Source organism: Nonomuraea angiospora (assembly GCF_014873145.1).
Classification (GTDB): Bacteria; Actinomycetota; Actinomycetes; order Streptosporangiales; family Streptosporangiaceae; genus Nonomuraea; species Nonomuraea angiospora.
The window spans coordinates 5,310,781-5,326,954 of sequence record NZ_JADBEK010000001.1; the positions used below are offsets into that span (position 1 = coordinate 5,310,781).

13 protein-coding genes and 1 pseudogene are annotated in these 16,174 nt (G+C 69.0%); 8 read left to right on the forward strand and 6 right to left on the reverse strand.

Annotated elements, in window-relative coordinates; translation table 11 throughout:
* Positions 1-3: 3 nt before the first annotated feature.
* The 3 genes from H4W80_RS23980 to H4W80_RS23990 all read right to left on the reverse strand — a co-directional run bounded on the left by H4W80_RS23980 (position 4) and on the right by H4W80_RS23990 (position 4,205).
* Positions 4-3,120, reverse strand: coding sequence for a BTAD domain-containing putative transcriptional regulator (locus tag H4W80_RS23980; RefSeq protein ID WP_225963624.1), 3,117 nt, complete (start codon positions 3,118-3,120; stop codon positions 4-6).
* Positions 3,121-3,390: 270 nt separating this feature from the next.
* A complete protein-coding gene (locus H4W80_RS23985) occupies positions 3,391-3,897 on the reverse strand; it encodes a monooxygenase family protein (protein ID WP_192787152.1) in 507 nt (168 codons plus the stop codon).
* Positions 3,898-3,989: 92 nt separating this feature from the next.
* Positions 3,990-4,205 (reverse strand): 2TM domain-containing protein, encoded by a 216-nt coding sequence (locus H4W80_RS23990; protein ID WP_192787153.1) that lies wholly within the window; start codon positions 4,203-4,205, stop codon positions 3,990-3,992.
* Between the two features lie 403 nt (positions 4,206-4,608).
* Between H4W80_RS23990 and H4W80_RS23995 the strand changes: the two genes are divergently transcribed.
* Entirely contained in the window at positions 4,609-5,418 is an 810-nt protein-coding gene (locus H4W80_RS23995; protein ID WP_192787154.1) for an endonuclease/exonuclease/phosphatase family protein, read from the forward strand.
* A gap of 108 nt (positions 5,419-5,526) precedes the next feature.
* On the opposite strand, the gene H4W80_RS24000 is transcribed toward H4W80_RS23995, so the two are convergent.
* Entirely contained in the window at positions 5,527-6,297 is a 771-nt protein-coding gene (locus H4W80_RS24000; RefSeq protein WP_192787155.1) for a transposase family protein, read from the reverse strand.
* Between the two features lie 108 nt (positions 6,298-6,405).
* On the opposite strand from H4W80_RS24000, the gene H4W80_RS24005 reads away from it, so the two are divergent.
* The 3 genes from H4W80_RS24005 (at position 6,406) to H4W80_RS24010 (ending at position 7,592) form a co-directional block, all read left to right on the forward strand.
* Positions 6,406-6,591 carry a lipase family protein gene (locus tag H4W80_RS24005; protein WP_225963625.1) on the forward strand — a complete coding sequence of 62 codons (186 nt, stop codon included), beginning with the start codon at positions 6,406-6,408 and terminating at the stop codon, positions 6,589-6,591.
* Positions 6,592-6,644: 53 nt separating this feature from the next.
* Positions 6,645-6,920 (forward strand): DUF6444 domain-containing protein, encoded by a 276-nt coding sequence (locus tag H4W80_RS64600; RefSeq protein WP_378526655.1) that lies wholly within the window; start codon positions 6,645-6,647, stop codon positions 6,918-6,920.
* Positions 6,921-7,097: 177 nt separating this feature from the next.
* Complete coding sequence (locus H4W80_RS24010) at positions 7,098-7,592, forward strand: pyridoxamine 5'-phosphate oxidase family protein (protein ID WP_318787029.1); 495 nt, start codon at positions 7,098-7,100, stop codon at positions 7,590-7,592.
* A gap of 159 nt (positions 7,593-7,751) precedes the next feature.
* Here H4W80_RS24010 and H4W80_RS64605 read toward each other — a convergent pair.
* A pseudogene (locus H4W80_RS64605) lies at positions 7,752-8,234 on the reverse strand (hypothetical protein); the annotation flags it as partial.
* 1,601 nt (positions 8,235-9,835) lie between these two features.
* Here H4W80_RS64605 and H4W80_RS24015 point away from each other — a divergent pair.
* Positions 9,836-10,801 carry an ArsR/SmtB family transcription factor gene (locus H4W80_RS24015; protein ID WP_225963626.1) on the forward strand — a complete coding sequence of 322 codons (966 nt, stop codon included), beginning with the start codon at positions 9,836-9,838 and terminating at the stop codon, positions 10,799-10,801.
* A 145-nt stretch (positions 10,802-10,946) separates the two neighbouring features.
* On the opposite strand, the gene H4W80_RS24020 is transcribed toward H4W80_RS24015, so the two are convergent.
* The gene (locus H4W80_RS24020; RefSeq protein ID WP_192787157.1) at positions 10,947-11,258 is read right to left on the reverse strand and encodes a hypothetical protein; all 312 of its coding nucleotides are present in this window, start codon (positions 11,256-11,258) and stop codon (positions 10,947-10,949) included.
* A 175-nt stretch (positions 11,259-11,433) separates the two neighbouring features.
* Here H4W80_RS24020 and H4W80_RS24025 point away from each other — a divergent pair, with 175 nt between their 5' ends.
* From H4W80_RS24025 to H4W80_RS24035, 3 genes are all read left to right on the forward strand, one after another.
* Entirely contained in the window at positions 11,434-11,832 is a 399-nt protein-coding gene (locus H4W80_RS24025) for a hypothetical protein (protein WP_192787158.1), read from the forward strand.
* 1,364 nt (positions 11,833-13,196) lie between these two features.
* Complete coding sequence (locus H4W80_RS24030; protein WP_192787159.1) at positions 13,197-14,183, forward strand: helix-turn-helix transcriptional regulator; 987 nt, start codon at positions 13,197-13,199, stop codon at positions 14,181-14,183.
* Complete coding sequence (locus H4W80_RS24035) at positions 14,180-16,171, forward strand: aldehyde dehydrogenase family protein (RefSeq protein ID WP_192787160.1); 1,992 nt, start codon at positions 14,180-14,182, stop codon at positions 16,169-16,171. Before H4W80_RS24030 ends, H4W80_RS24035 begins: the two co-directional genes overlap by 4 nt.
* The last annotated feature ends 3 nt before the right edge of the window (positions 16,172-16,174 follow it).

Here is a 16,174-nt window from a genome sequence, read left to right on the forward strand (position 1 = left end):
CGATCAGAGCTCGGCCAGGAACTTCTCGGCGCGGCGCGCGAAGAGGTGAGACTCGCGTTCGCCGGCCCGGTCGCGGGCTTGCTCGGCAGCGGCTCGTACGACTTCGGCGGGTTCGCCGCGGGCCTGGAGCAGGCGGGCCCGCAGCAGCAGGACGAGTCCTTCGGCGTAGCGCTGGCCGTAGGCCTCGAGGGCCTGGTCCGCTCGGTCGAGGGCGATGCCCGCTCGCTCCGGCATCCCCGCGGCCAGCCACATCTCGGCGACCAGTCCGTGGTGGTACGCCACGCCCCATCGTGGCGGGTCGACCAGCGTCCCGGCCACGAGCTGTTCGGCCTCCGCCGCGACACCGGCCGGGTCGTCGCCGGCGAGGGCGCGGGCCCAGTACCAGTTCAGCCGCGTGTAGTGCTCCTGCTGAACGGCGGCGCGGCCGGTGCCCGCGGCCATCCACCGCTCGATCGTGCGCATCGCCCAGCCCGCGTCACCGGCCATCGAGGCGATGATGGTGGTGTAGTAGGCCCAGGTCGCGACCGCGTACGAGTCGTCGGGGCCGTTCCACTTGTCGATCACGGCTTTCGCCGTCTCGGCATCACCGTGCAGCGCCGTCACGACGGCCAGCCAGCCGGGCCACTCACCCGACACGTCACGCCGGATCGGAGTCTCACTGTGCGCGGAGACGACCCCTTCGAGTAGAGCCGGGTCGTTCCCGCTGAAGCACCGGTACGCCTCGCCGATGTTGCCGATGTCCCACTGGTGCAGGCCCCATGCTTGCCGGCCGTACACCCGGACGACGGGATCGGAGGAGGCCTCCCCCTGCTCGTACAGCCGGCGGACCAGACGCAGGCGGTCCCACTCCAGGAAGGTGTAGGCCCCGAACAGGCGGGCGAAGAGGAGGCCGGCGGCCTCCACCTCCCGGCCGAGCCGGCGGGCCAGGTGTTCCGCGCGCTCCAGCAGATCGAACGTCGTGCCGCCGAACCCGGCTTGCCGGCGCGGGGCGATGGCGAGGAGCGAGAGGGCGGACAGCTCGAGTTCCGGGAGCCCGGCGGTCCGCGCGATCTGGGCGGCCGATTCCAGGTGCCGATCGGCGGCGGCGAACGCGAGCTTGGTCGCCGCTCGACGGCCGGCGCGCTTCAGCGCCTCCACGGTACGGACCGGATCGGCGAGGGGGCCGGCGGCCGACAGATGGAAGGCGAGGCGTTCGGTGATGGACTCGTCGTCCGCCTGGCCCTCTTCGAGTGCGTCCGAGATGCGCAGGTGCAGCCGGATGGCCTGCAGCCCCGCTGTGGTCTCCGTGACCGATTCGCGGACCAGGTCGTGAGAGAAGCGCAGGGCGAACGGGTCCTCCGGCCCCGTTTCGAGCAGGCCCAGCGCGCGCAGCGGTTCGAGGCGTTCGAGGCAGTCTGCGAAGTCGACACCGGCGGCACGGGCGAGCAGGCGCAGGTCCACGTCGCGCCCGATCAGCGCGGCGACCCGCAGCAGATCGCGAACGCTGTCGTCGAGGCCCGCCATCCGATCCCGGACGACGTCCCGCACGGTGGACGGCACCCCCGCCCGCGCCGACGCGTCACCGTCACCGAGCGCGCCGCGGTCGCTGAGAAGCCGCGACAACTCGCAGACGAAAAAAGGATTGCCGGCAGTGCGAACATGGATGTTACGGGCGATGTCCGCACCGGGTTCCTGGCCGGTCTCGCGGCGGATGAGCTCGGCCACATCGGCCAGGCTGAGCGGACCGAGCTGGATCCTGCGGTGGCCGGGCAGCCGGCTGGCGGCGGCCAGAACCCGCGAAAGGTCAGGGCCGGGCGTGGGCGCGCGATCGCGAAGAGCGCCGATGATCGCAGCACCCGGAGGCAGCCGTGCCACCAGGTGGCCGAGCAACTGCAGCGAGGTGGCGTCGATCCATTGAAGATCGTCCATGACGAGCAGCGTCGGCCGTTCCGCCGAAGCCTGGCCGATGAAGGTGACGACCTGCTCGAACAGGCGGAACTGGGAACGGCCCCCGGAAACCGGCGGCCCGGCGTCGTCGTCTCGAGGTTCGAGAAGGCGGCCGAGCTCGCCGGCCAGCCACTTCTCACGCGCCGACGCGGGCAGGCTGTCCAGGACAACGGTGAGCGCCTGCTCCCACGGCCACATCGACGGAGTTCCGTCGCCCTCCAGACAGGAAGCCCAGACGACGAGCGCGCCACGCCGGTCCGCGACGGCGGCGACCTCCTCCAGCAGGCGCGTCTTGCCCGCGCCCGGCTCACCTTCGACGATGGCCAGCCCGGTGCGGCCGGCGAGCGCCGCGTCGACGGCCTGCCGCAGCACGCCGAGTTCCTCGCCCCGGCCGACCAGACCGGCCTCCTGCCTCGCCGGCGCGCGCTCCCCCGCACTTCGCGTGACCGTCACCACCGGCGCCGGCGGGGTCTGCGTCAGCACCCGCAGGTGCGCGTCCCGCAGCGCCGGGCCGGGGTCGATGCCCAGCTCCTCGGCGAGGCGGTCACGGATCGCGTGGAAGGCCGACAGCGCCTCCGCCTGCCGTCCAGCGGCGCCGAGAGCGGCGACGAGACCGGCGTGCACGGGTTCGTGGAACGGCGCCATCGACGCGGCCAGCTGCAACGGCGGGATCACCCGCTCCGGCCGGCGTAACGACACGGCCAGGCCGGCCGCCGCCGCGCAGGCGGCGTGGAACTCGTCGTCGAGGGTGGCCAGGATCGACATCGCGGCCGATCCGAAGGACAGTCCGTCCCCCGCGGGGCCACGCCAGAGGCCGAGCGCCTTGACGTAGTGCTCGAGCGCCACTGCGCGATCCTGCCGGGCGAGGGCGCTCTGGGCGGCTTGGAGGAGTTCGCGGAAGGTGACGAGGTCCAGCGTGCCGGGGCCGGCGCTGAACACGTACGCGTTACCGCGAAGGTGCAGGTAGCTACCGGCCGCCCGGGCCGGGACCGCGGGTTCAAGCACCCGCCGCAACGCCCCGACGTACTTCTGGATGACGTTCAGCGCGCTGGCGGGGACGTTGTCGGCCCAGATCAGGTCGATCAATTCCCTCGTACTGACCGGATGGCCCACCCGCGCCAGGAGCAGGGCCAACAGCTGCGCCTGCTGCCGAGGGCCGGCGTCCAGTTCGACGCGACCGCGCCACAGCCGCAACGGACCCAGGACCTGCAGGCGCAGAGGATCGGCGCCGGCCGACGGACCTTTGCCGCCGAGCCGAACGGGACGAGCTGGCCCAGTCACATCTGTCGGCTCCCGGCTGGACATTTTTGCGACCTGTGTTGGATCGCGGCGGGAACCGATTCTACTGGGCCAGAATTGGTCGTGAAAGATCGGCCGATCGGAACTTGGGACTGCGGGTCTGAACGACGTCGCGCGGCCGGCTCGACGGGGGTGCGGGAGCTTTCTGGGCGGGATTCTGCGTGGCTAGGACTCGTAGAGGTCCGTCTCGCTGAGGACCGGACTGTCGCCATCGGAACGTCCCAGCCGGGCGGCGGAGCCGAACATGGGACCGCGAGCGCGCCGGATCCCGGCGAACCGTCCGAAGCCGAGCGGCTTGGGCACGTCATCGTAGACGGCCTCCATTCCGCCCTTGATCGAGTACGTCTCGTGCCAGAAACCGGTGCCGCCGGAGTCCCGCAGGAAGTCGAGCCACCATTGCCGATGCGGCTCCGACCGGGCGAACGCGAGCAGCGAGGGCAGGTCGCGCCAGTACTGGCGCATCCCCATGTTCATCGGGAAGAACGAGTAGTAGACGGGCTCGTGCAGCAACAGTCCGTCCGGCTTGCCGGCGACCGACTCACTGATCTTCCGGCCGAAGCTGAAGAAGGTGCGGATCCCGTACAGCCGGTTCACCCGCATTCCGAGATACAGGACCAGGAGGTCCGGATAGACGGAGAGGTCAACGGTCTGCCGGTTGACTCGGGTTGGCATCTAGAGCTCCTCCGTGGGCTGGTGGGAGAGAAAGGTCGTGCGACGACCGTCATGGGGGCGCGTACTCACTCGAGGAGGAACGGCACGAAGTCTCACTGATCGACCTTCGATCTGGGCGGCGAGTAGACAGCCCAGAGATGGAAGACCAGCCCGATGCCCCAGAAGACTATCGACCACATGGGCCAGAAGAAATGGTCCCGGTCGTAGCTCTGCCACACCACGACCTGCGCCAGGTTGGCCAGGACGTAAAAGACCAGGTGAATCCGGAGGCCCCATTTTCGGGCGCTTTCGCTTTTTACCGATCTCATGCCCGGCAGGCTACGCCCGCGCACTTGACAACGACTTAGTCAGGTGTTCAGTAAGCGTCAATTACCCGCTTTTACATTGACCCGCGATCGAGGCGCGAACACCGCACGAGGAAAGGTCCGGATCCGCTGCGGTCGCGACCGAGGCCCTGCGGGGAACTTCCCAGGCCCAAGCGCGCACGTTCGGTCCCGGCCGAAAGCGCCGGAAGCACTGGAAGCACTGAGGCTTTTCCAACCTGATCGGACTGATCAGCAGGAGAGAACCGGGACGGGTTGGCATGAGAAGAGGCTCTCGGCAGCTCGTACGCCCGGGTCTGACCCCATGAACCAATAGGCTCCTGGTTGCCAGATGTGCCGGTTGAGCGATCTTTTGACGGCTCGGATCATGTGTGGAGGGATCTCGGTGATGATGATCAGCCAGCTCGTGATCGCCGGGCTGTTGTTCCCGAACCTGTCCGTACAGGCACAGCCCCCTCTCCTCCACGTGATGACGTGGAACGTCTGTGCGGGCACCAACGCCGGGTGCGCGCTCTTTCGCCGCTCGAACGCCGAGCTGGCCTGGCACGTGGCAGTGCTGGCGACCGAGGCGGACGTGGTCTTCCTTCAGGAGTTCTGCACGGACGCCGACGCCGACCTGGAACACGAGCTCGAACGCCGTACCGGCCGGAATTGGAGCGTCCGGTCGGCCGGGCTGATGTACTCGGACGGTTCCCCGTACCAGTGCCTGCCCGACAGAAACGGCAGGCCGCGTGGGGTGCTGAGCGTCACCCTGGCCGTGGCCGGAGCGGACACCGGCCTCGTCGTGCACGCGCTGACCTCGCCGCCGTGGGGAGCCCGCAGGTACGCCGTCTGCACGGCCGACCGGGCGTTCTGCACCGCGCACTTCTCGTCGGGATCGAGCTACGACGACAGGCAGAAGGGCAGGCCCTACCGCCACATCCAGTTGCGCGAGCTGTTCAAGCTCGGCCGGGGTGTGATCGGCGGCGACCTCAACCTTGTGCCGCGCGACGCCGCCGCGGCCTACAAGGGCCGCGACGAATGCGACCCGCGCCGGCGCTGGACCTACGTGACCCGCAAGCGGAAGATTGATTACGTGTTCGCCGGCGAGGGCCGCGTACGGAAATGCTTCGTCGATTACGCCCGGAGCACGTGGTCTGATCACGTCCCGCTGCACGCCTGGGTGAGAGCAGGCTCAACACCGCCTGCACCACGTTGAGCCGGCCCAGCACCAGGTTGTTCGTCATGCCCTACCAGCGAAACGCGGATTTTGCGCATCCACCTTACCGGCCAGGGACGAATTGGGATACGCCCTCACTGAGGCCTTTCATCCGTGGGCGAGCTCGTAGTTTTGCAGGACGGCGATCGCCTTGCATAGCTGTCCTGCCTTGTGCGGGCAGCAGCGAAGCTTGCGGAGGATGCGCCAGCCTTTGAGCTGGGCGTTAGCGCGTTCCCCGGGCCCGCGGAGCCGGGCGTGGGAGCGATTGGCCGCCTTTTGTGACAGGGGCTTGTTGCGGCCCTTGTACGGTGTGGCCACCGGGCCTTCGGCGCCTTGGTAGCCCTTGTCGGCCAGGGTCAGCATGCCAGCCTGCGCCAGCGCGCGGAGGACGGCCCAGATGCGGGCGGCGGTCAGGTCGTGGGTGCTGCCCGGCAGCGAGCCGGAGGTCCAGATGATCGTGCCGTCTGGAGAGGCGATGACCTGGATGTTCATCCCATGCATGCGGTGCTTGGCCGAGTAGTACGGCCGGTCGGCGCGCACGCGGTCGATGGGGATGAGCATGCCGTCCAGCACCAGGTAGCGCAGGCCGTCTCGCGCGGCGTTGCGTAAGGCGCGGTCAAGCTTGGGGGCGCGGGCGCGCAGCAGGGCTACGGTCTCTTCCACGTACCGCCAGGCGGTGGCCACCGATACGCCGAACCCAGAGGCGAGCTCGTTGTACGTCTCGCCTTTGCGCAGGTAGATCAGGACCAGCAAGGCCTGCTGGGCGGGGTTGAGCCGCCGCCAGACGGAGCCGATGGCCTTGTGGTGGCGGCGGATGATGCCGGCCACGTAGTTCAGCGTTGGGCGCGACAAATCGACGGCAGCACGATAGAAAAGCATCCGAGCCCCTGGTGGTGACGGCGTTGATTGTGGTGATCCACCCGTCTACCAGGGGTTCTTCGCGTCATCAGGCGAACGCCGGACTCGCGATCATGCTGTGATCAGCAGGTGCCCACCGACGATGAAAACAGCTCACTGGAAGCGCTGGAAGCCAACCCCCCACCCACGGTGGTCTTTGCGCACGGCGCGTTCGCCGACGCCTCCGACTGGAACGACGTCGCTGACCGGCTCATCCGCGACGGCTACGCATCTGGTCATCGCCCCGCTGAACCCGCTGCGCGGCGTGGCCTCTGACTCCGCTCACCTGGCGAGCATCCTCGCCAGACTCGACTGCAGATCGGGATGCGGTGATCGCGGCGTTGCTGGCCGAGGTCGAGCAGTTGAGACGGCGGACGGAAATCGATTCGTCCAACTCCTCGATGTCGCCGGGATCGGACGGCCCGGCAGCGCGGGCCACACGCGCTGCCGAACGCTCCGGTCTCGACGGGATTCACCGGCGGCCCCATCAAGCAGGTCGTCGACCGACTGGCCGGCCTCGAGTCCGCGCTTGGGATCGCGTGGCGGACAGCGCCGATACATCCTTGCCGTCAACGAGCACACCACCAGCCACGTCCGCGTGCTGAGCAACACCGCAGTCCTGCCGCCGCGAAACTCCTGAACCGCTGCCCCCTCTGGACCGAACGCCACCCACGTCGCGCCCTGCACGAGTGCGAGGAGTTCTACAACCAGCACCGAGCACATCAAGCCTGGACCAAGCGGCCGCTGCGCGTCGGCTCGTTTCGAAACCGACCTATGAAACAGTGTTCGCCCTGGACGTCTTCATGGGCAGGACTGAGGAGGGGGCAATCAAATCGAGAGCGGCGAGACATAGGCTGGCTCTCATGTTCCGCGATGAGGATCTTGCCCTGCTCACACGGCCGCTCTACGCCTTCCTCACCGTTGCACCACGCGGTGAACGCTGGCCCGCGCCGCGTCCGGTGTGGTTCGAGGTAGCTGACGACGGCGACCTGCAGATGTTCTCCCTCCCGGACGCGCCGAAGCTCGACCGCCTCCGGGAGCACCCCCGTGCTTCCGTCGTCGTCGCGGCTCCGCCTGGTGAGCCCGAACATTGGGTAGCGGTGGAGGGCTCAGTCACTCTCCACGATCAGGGTGGCTTCGAACTCGCGGCTCGTCTCGCCGAACGATACTCGGACATGAGCGACCCGAAGTACCAGAAGTTCCTCGACGAGTGGCTTGTCAGCGGCGTGGTGCGCATCGTCGTTCACCCAGAGGTGGTGAACCGCTTCTCCGCCTGAACAGCCAGACCTCGTCAAGGCGTCGCGGATCCTGTTGATGCAGGCCCCGCCAGCACGTGCCCCGTCCGCCGGGTGTCGGGTAGCAGCACCCGCTGAACATGCATCGCTCCTTTGCGGGAAACGCGGGAGGGGCTGTGTCGCGCTGTCCGGGGGCCGTTGCTGCCGGGATCGGTACGGCCGCTGCCCGTTGTCATGGATCAGGTGATCGGGAAGCACCAGGGCGAGATGGCGTTCACTGAGGATGAGGATCCGATCGAGGAGTTCGCGGCGCAGGGTACCGATGACCCGCTCGCAGATGGCGTTCATCCTCGGCGTCCGCGACCGAGCGGTGATGACCCGAAGCCCTTCGATTGTGAAAACCTCCCGAACGGCGACAGTGAAGAGAGGGGCCCGATCATGGGTCAAGGACCGCCGCCCCGCTATGCGCTCCCCCAGGTCCATCACCAGATTGCGGACCTGCCGCACCGTCCACACCCCGGCCGGCTGCGCACTCAGCCCACCCAGATGCAGCCGCCGGGTACCCCGCCAACCCGGCCCCGCCCGACCCGAGCGCCGCCTGTCGGTGAACGTCCACCAGCGCGCCACGAGGTGCGGTGCCGGCGCAAGATCCTCGCAGGTGTGACCGGGAACACCTCGGCTCATCGGCGGCGCTGTCTCAGTCGAGACAACGCCGCGAACCAGAGCCGGTCGGCACGACCGCGTCGCCGCCGGCCTCCGGGTTGGCGGCGGAGCACCTGGTTCTCATGACGGAGCACCGGCAGCTCAGCCTCTGCACAGATCAGAGCGGACCAGCACCGCCACAAGCCCGCCCCGCATAAGCACCGGGTAGATCAGCGACACAGCACCCCGCGATGGAGACAGCCGCCGAACTGATCGCGCAGCAGCATCCCAGCCCAGAGCCCGGAACCGCATCTTCGAGCGGGACAGGACCGGCTTCGTTCCGAGGAATTCTGGACCCGTTGGCCCCCGACCAGCTCGGTAGGGGACCAATGGGTCACGGCGTCCTGGTCCTGCGATCTGCGCGCAAGATATTTCCGTTCTCGGATACCGCAGAAGGTCCTGGACGTCCACAGCCGTCAGGTTAATCATTCAACCGACGAATTTCAGGCGCATGGCACCCTCATCGGAATTGCCAGTAGCCGCTCGCCGGCTCTTCACTCGTCGTGCAGCTGGCCACGGACCTCACCGTATTAGGGCGCCGCCACACTCCGTACCTGGTCGTGTAGCTGCTGGAACCGATCCTGTAACATCTGACCACTGCCCGGAACTCCCCGGTCCCCTTACCGCAGAACACTTCGTAGGTATACGTCGAGTAGGTGCCGGAACAGTTGGAGGGACTCGCGTGTGCGGCTGCCGCCGATACAACCACTGCGCCGGCTGCCAGCACCCCGCTGACCGCGGCCATCCGTAGCGCTTTTCTCACCGTTTTCATCTTACTCCTCACAGGAATAGCACCGTCCGAAGTGGCACCAGAACCCCCTCGGGCTCGGCGTGACCATTTTTCGAGAACTTTTGACCCTGTTCGGGTATTTCAGCAGGAGACGTAGACATTGCGGTCGGTGACGAGAACACCCAGCGCTCAGGCCCCGATCTCCTCCACACACGCCGAGTGCGCTGGTAGCGATCAGCGAGGGACGGAGACGCTGCGGCGCTCACCGACCGTTGCGCTTCGGCCCGACTGGACGACCTGAGCAAGTCCGGCACAGCCGGGATCGGTGTATACGGTGACGGCCGTATCGGTGTCGTTCGTGACAGCGGAGAACGGCGTGGTGGTGCTGTAACAGCCCGGCCTGGGACTGGACAGCACCTTGGTGGTCTCGGCGCTCCGCAAAATGAGGCGGCCATTCGCCGCTGCCATGGCAGGAACAGCGGCAGCAGCCAGCACGCCGGCCGCCAGGAGTGTCGCCGCGGATATATTCCTTATCACGTTGGTAGACCTCTCCTGTAGTACTTACTGAGGCTACGGCAAAATGGATCTTGCCGTTCGCCGGTCAACGTCGGCAATCTGCGACTCGTCCGGCGACGTCACTGATTCGTATTACTGGATTGATCGTGCACATATTGCGGCTGCCCCCGCACGCAAGGTGCCGTCAGCTGAAATTAATGGCTCCTTATCGGCCCCGTCGACAGAAAGACTGACATGGTCGAATTTCGACCGCAACCCCTTTTAGTCCTGGCTAAAAGGGTTGGCCGGTCTTGTCTGAACAGGGTCGGCGACACGAGAATCCATTGGCATGATGCGCATGCACTTTTCCGACACCGACCTTCGCCAGATCACGTTCGCCCCGGCTCCGAACGCGCTGTGGGAGACGGTGTTGAGTGTGCGCCTGCTCCGTGGTGCGCCCACGAGCAGGAGTTGGTCGCGCCCCGGAGTCCGTCGGCTGCACCGGCAGGTGGGAGGAAGCCTGGCGGAGCGGGCCGGGGTGATCGCGCCCCTGGTTGCTCCTAAAAGTTTTGTGCCCGCGTTCCTGCTCCAGCCGGACGCCGGTGACTTCGCCACCGGTGTCGAGCTGGCCCGTCAGACACCCAGCTCCTATTTGGCGACCGACCTGAGCTCGTTGTCGCCCACCCGGCAGGGTGAGCGGTGGATGCAGGAGCTCGCCGACGGCGCTCCCGGAGCGCGCCAGACCCTTGCCGATGACCTGCACGGCTACTTCACCTCATCGGTGGAACCGCTGTGGCCGCAGATCCAGGCCGAGGCCGCCGCCGACCGCGTCCTTCGCTCCGAGACCCTGCTGCGCGGTGGGGTCGACGCCCTGCTGGCCACACTCCATCCCGACTGCCGCTGGCAGCCGCCGACCCTGCACATCCCGATCGACGGCAACTACGACCTCCCCCTGTGCGGACGCGGGCTGCTGCTGATCCCGTCCTACTTCGCGCCACGCCCGATGGTGCTGCACCGGCCCCACGCGGCCACCGTGCTGGTCTATCCGATCTTCATCACAGATCGGTCCACCGACCCGGCCGACGTGCTCGGACCCCTGCTCGGCCGTACCCGCGCAGCAGTGCTGGCCACGCTGCGCGACCCCGCCACCACCACGTCCGTGGCCGAACGGGTCGGCATCTCCCTCGGCTCTGCCAGCCAGCACACCACGGTACTGCGCAACGCCGGACTCATCTCGACCGCCCGGACGGGCGGCGCCGTCCTCCACACCTTGACGCCCCTCGGACAGGCCCTCCTCTACAAAGGCGCGAACGCCGGCTCATGACCTGGCCCTCCACTCGCCGGGTAGCACCGCCGCATTGCCGCGAAAAAGGAGATCGAAATCCTGGTGTTACGGCACCAGTTGACGGTGCTGCAGCGGCAGGAGACCGAGCCCGCGTTCACGCCGACCGAATCACCCAGGTCGAGTATCAGTTGCGGGCTTGCTGGGCTAAGCAGTACAGCCGCGCAAGCATGACCGTCTCAACGCTGAAGAAGTCACAGGCCAAGATTCCGGACGCCTGAGCCTTGAGGAACCGGGCCCAGGTCGGACCGCTGCGCCGGGGCGCTGGATCGAAGCCGGGATAGGTCCAGCGTCGCTTCACCAGGTCGGCGTGCCAGCGCAGAAGCGTCCGCGGTGTGACGAACAGGTGCAGCCCGCTCACGACGTGACCGACCTCAACAACCAGCGGATCGTCCGCCGAAAACCCGTCGTTGCCAGCATGATCAGCGAATTCCACCACGCCGCTTAACCGCAGCCCAGGACCCATAACTCAATATTCGAGCGGCACACGTTCAGCCCGAGCCCGCTCCCGGGCCCGCGCCACCGACGTCTCCCGACGCAGGAGACCGGGGAAAGGGCGCCGTCCGCGAAGCGGCCATGGTAACGGGGCAACGCCCCTATGCCATGGTGATCACATGACCGAGAACCAGACCCCCACGCCGGTCCCGCTTCCCCCGCCCATGCGCTACCTGACTCAACACGAGGATAACCAGATCTGGGCTAGAGTCTTCGCCGGCCGCGCCCATAACCTCGAGGACAGGTTGGAGGCCGAACCGTTCGCCTACGGCGCTCTGAGCGTTCTAGGCGTGTTCCGGCTGCCGATGGAGCCGGAGCTGGAAATGGACAACGAGCTCTGCAACGCGCAGAAACTGGCATGGGACACCACGCAGTACCCGGACACGGAGAATATCGGGCGGTGGTTCCAGTGCGCGAAAGGTCGCGGCCACGGCAGCACCGACCACAGGAGCTTCGGTGGAGTAGCTGATTGGTCTGACGGCGTGCCCGGCTCTGCGCCCGACCCCAGGACAGCCTGACGGCCTCACGGCGCGCTGCGCAGCTCAGGGCCCGGACGGCGGTCCGTCGGCCGAGCCCTGAGCGAGCTACTGGCGGCACTGCGCCCACTGACGGCCGACGCGGAGGCCGCTGCCCCTGCGCCCCTTCGCCTCGCCGGAGAGGCAGGCTCCGGGATGGCCCGGGGCGCGTACCAGGCTGCAGGCCGTAACGGGTGCCGTCCGAGGTCGTGGAGTACGCGCCAACCTTACTTACCGAACATGCCTGACTCCCAAAGGTCACCCAAGATAACCCGCGCCGCCTCCGCGCCATCGCCGCGGCGATCTCCGCCTCCCGCTCCTCGCGGCGCCGCGCCATCTGCGCACGAGCAGCCCGGTAGGCGTCGTTCGGGTCTGACCGCTGCGAGACGTCAGCCACAGGCGGCGGTGCCAGCGCTTCCGCGCGACTCACCCGAGGTTCGTCCACGAGCTCGACACCGGCCGCGGCCGCCATGAACTCACGCGTTCGCCTGCGCTCCTCCTGCTCCTCTCGGCGCCGGGCGTCGGCCGCAGCCGCGCGCTGCGACCGCGACGGCAGCGCCTGGTCGCCGTCGCCGAGCCGGCCATGCTCACGGAGCCAGCGCACCCAGCGCTTCACGGTCGCCTTGGACAGGCCGGTGCGCGCGCAGATGCCCGCGATCGTCGGACGGGAGCACATCGTCTTCCAGTCAGCGGCCCAGGCGACCACCTGGGCGACGCGGAGCAGGTTGCCGTATCCGTCGTGGCGGAGGCCGAGGACCTCAGGGTCCTCACGCAGAGCGCGCAGGAACGCCTGCTGGTCGGGGGTGCGGCGCATGCCGCGCGGCACGGACGCCAGGATGAGCGCCTTCGACGGCGCGACAGCAAGAACGGGCGCGTCCGACACGCCCGCGGCCGCCGCTGTCACCGCGGCGCCCCCGCCCGGGAAGTCACGGCGGACGGCGAACCCAATCCGCGTATAGTCCGCGAACGGCGGTCGGCCGCGGTGGAGTCACGCCGACGACTTTGGCTCGCAGCGTTATCGCGGCTGGTACGCGCCCCGCCGGGAATCCCTGCGAGGCCGCGTACGAGACCCTGCCCTGGAAGCCGTACTGAAAGGATGACCGTTTCCGGTGGCGCAAACGCCGAGGAAACCCTCTGCCGTATTGACTGCCCCTCAACGTCCCTGATCCGACGGGGGCGACCGTGACGCAACCATGACCTGGCACGGATGAACCGCGAACATGTCAAGTCGATAGTGGACGGGTCATGGAGCGTTCCGCATCGGAAGGCGGTGTGCGTTATGCCCAGCTGAATCAGGTCCCAATAGCTCGAGGATCACGTTCCGCGCGATCCAGGTTGCGCAAAAAACGAATTCCGGAGGTCACCACATGACTTTGCCGCCTTCGCACAGCGCCCCGCCCACCGTCCTCGTCGTCAGTGACGTTCCCGCGGAATTACCCGGACTCGCCCCCGTGCTCCCCGCCTTGCGCGACGTGATCGGCAAGGCGACCGGGCGGCCCGCGTGCTGGCTCTGGGTCGGACGGCCCCGCCGTGGCGCGGCGGCCGATGACACGCTGAGGACCTGGGCGCGCCGCGCCCACGGGCTGGTTCTCCTGGCCGGTGTCCGCAACGAATCCTGCTCGGCAGAGGTCCAGCTCGCCCTGGACCGGCTCGCGGGCGGCGCACTGCGCCGGAAGCCGGTCGGCATCGTGTCGGTCGGCGTCGGGCAGAGCAGCCACGCGGTGGACCACCTCCGCGTCGTGCTGGCCGCGCTGGGGGCGGTGGCCATTCCGCAGGCCCTGCACCTGCCGGTTCATGAGCAGCCGCCGCCCGGCCTGGGACAGCCGCGCGACGGTGCCCGGGCGTTCGTCGACGAACTGCTGTGGTTCGCCGCCCGGCTGCGGGAGGACGTCCCGCTCACGACCGCCCACCCGCCGAAACGCCACGACCACGCCGCCGCCGTGCACGTGGCGGCCGCCATTTCGTACATCACCGAGAACTTCGCCGACAACGACCTGACCCTCGAGTCCGCGGCCCACGTCGCGCACATGAGCAGGTACCACTTCTCGCGGACCTTCAAGAAGCACACCGGACGCCGGTTCATCGACTTCGTCACCGAACTGCGCATGCAGCGCGCCCAAACGCTTCTGCTGAAAACGGATCTGCCATTGTCCGACATCTGCGTGCAGGTCGGCTACCGCGATCTCAGCCATTTCCAGCGGACCTTCAAGGCGGCCTTCGCCGTGACACCGTCCGTCTACCGGTCGGCGGCCCTCGCTGGGCTCACCTCCGCGGGCGCCGCCCAGGCCGGCGGGCCCGACGCCTCGTCGCCCGAGCCCGTACTGGTCTCCTCGTGTGCCGGGAACCGGCTGTGACCAGGCTCGTGCCGCACTACCTGTGCGACCGATGGCGTACCCCCACGGACCTCGGGACACCGCGGCGGCACGCGGTGTCAGGAGAGGAGGTCTACCGGGTCACCGCGGTCGGCGTCGACGCGGCCCCAGCCGTGGCATACGCCCGTACGGTCGGCATCCCCGCCCTGCGCGGCCTCGGCTTCGCGGAGCGCGCCCGGGTCGCCAGGCTGCTGGCGCGTCATCTGGCCCGGTACCAGGCGGAGTTCGTCGCTCTGGCCGGGCACCTGGGCGGCTCGCCCGCCGATGCCGAACAGGACGTCCGGGCGGGACTGGACGCGTTGCTCGGTCACGCCGACGCCGTGACCCGCCACTTCGCGGGCGAGACGACCAGCGACGGGAACCTGCTCGTCGAACCCGTCACCCATCTGCCGCCCATGGCCCACCTGTCCGCCGCCCCGCCCGGAATCGCCGTTCACGTCAGCGGCTTCGCCGACCCCGTGAGCACGACGCTCGACGGCTTCGCGGGCGCGTTCGTGCTCGGGGCGCCGAGCATCGTCCGGCCGTCGCGCCGTACCGCGGAGCTGACGGCCCACCTGGTACGGCGCGTCAGCGAATGCGACGCCCTCCCGCCGGGCTGCCTGCAACTGGTGACCGGTCCCGCCGACCTGACCGGCCATCTCGGCCCGCACGACGAGCTCCGGTTCAACGGCACCGCCGCCACGGCCGGGCGGTTCCGCACCCTGCTCGCGCGGCGGCCGATGCCGCCCCGCGCGGAGTTCACCGCCGGAATTCTCGACTGCGCCGTCCTGGGCATGGACGCGGCGGACCACGGCCGGACGCTCGACCTGTACGTGGAACGTCTCGTGGCCGGCATGTCCGCGCACAACGGCCAGACCCGCCGGGCGGTACGCCGTGCCTTCGTTCCCGAGACCCTGATGGACGCCGTCAGCCAGGCCACGTCGTCGGCCCTGGGCGCACTCCGGTTCACGGACCGGGAGTGCGGAGACCCGGCCCTGGGCCCGCTGGTGGACGCCGCGCACCGGCGCCGCCTGTTGTCCGCGCTCGCCCGGTTGCGCCGAGCGGCCCGTACGGTGTGCGGCACGCCCGAGGACGTGGCGTTCGCGGCGAAGGAGTACGGGCCCGGGGCGTACCTGCCGCCGGTCCTCCTCGCCGCCGGCGACGCACAGGCCCAGGACCTGCACCGGGTCGAGGCGTTCGGTCCCGTCGTGGCACTCGTCCCGTACCGCGACGCCGACGAGATCGCCCGCGCGCTGGCCCTCGGCGCCGGCGGCCTCCGAAGCTGGATCGTCACAGCGGACCCCGGCCAGGCCCGCGACCTCGCCCGCGCCCTGGCTCCGACCCACGAACGCCTGCACCTCATCGACCCCGGGACCGCACCCGCCACGGACGCGGCACTCGCACCCGGCAAGGGGCAGCACCCCGGCCGCCTGCGTACCCGCCTCACCGCGACCACCGTCGGCGGCACCCCGGCCCACCTGACCGCCGCCACCGACCGCTGGACGCCAGGAAGCCGGCCGAACACACCCGGTACGAGCCCGCTCCGCCTGCACCTGCGCGACCTGCGCCTCGGCGACACCGCCACGGCCGGGCCCCGCGTCGTCACCCGTGAGGACATCGCCGCCTTCGCCGAACTGACCGGCGATCACTACTACCTGCACACCGACGAGGCCGCCGCCGCCGATCACCCGATCTTCCGCGGCATCATCGCCCACGGCCACCTGGTCGCCGCGCTCGCGACCGGGATGCTCGTCCCGCCCGAACCCGGGCCCGTGCTCGCCAACCTCGGCCTCGACAACCTCCGCTTCCTCGCCCCCGTCCGCCCCGGCACCCCGCTCACCGTCGCCATGACAGCCGTCCGCATCACCCCGCGCCCCGGCACCGGGCGCGGCGAGGTCCGCTGGCACGCGGTCGTCACCGGCACCGGAGACCGGCCCGTCGCCCGCTTCGACCTCACCACCCTGACCGCCGACCGGCCCACCGCCGACTAAGGA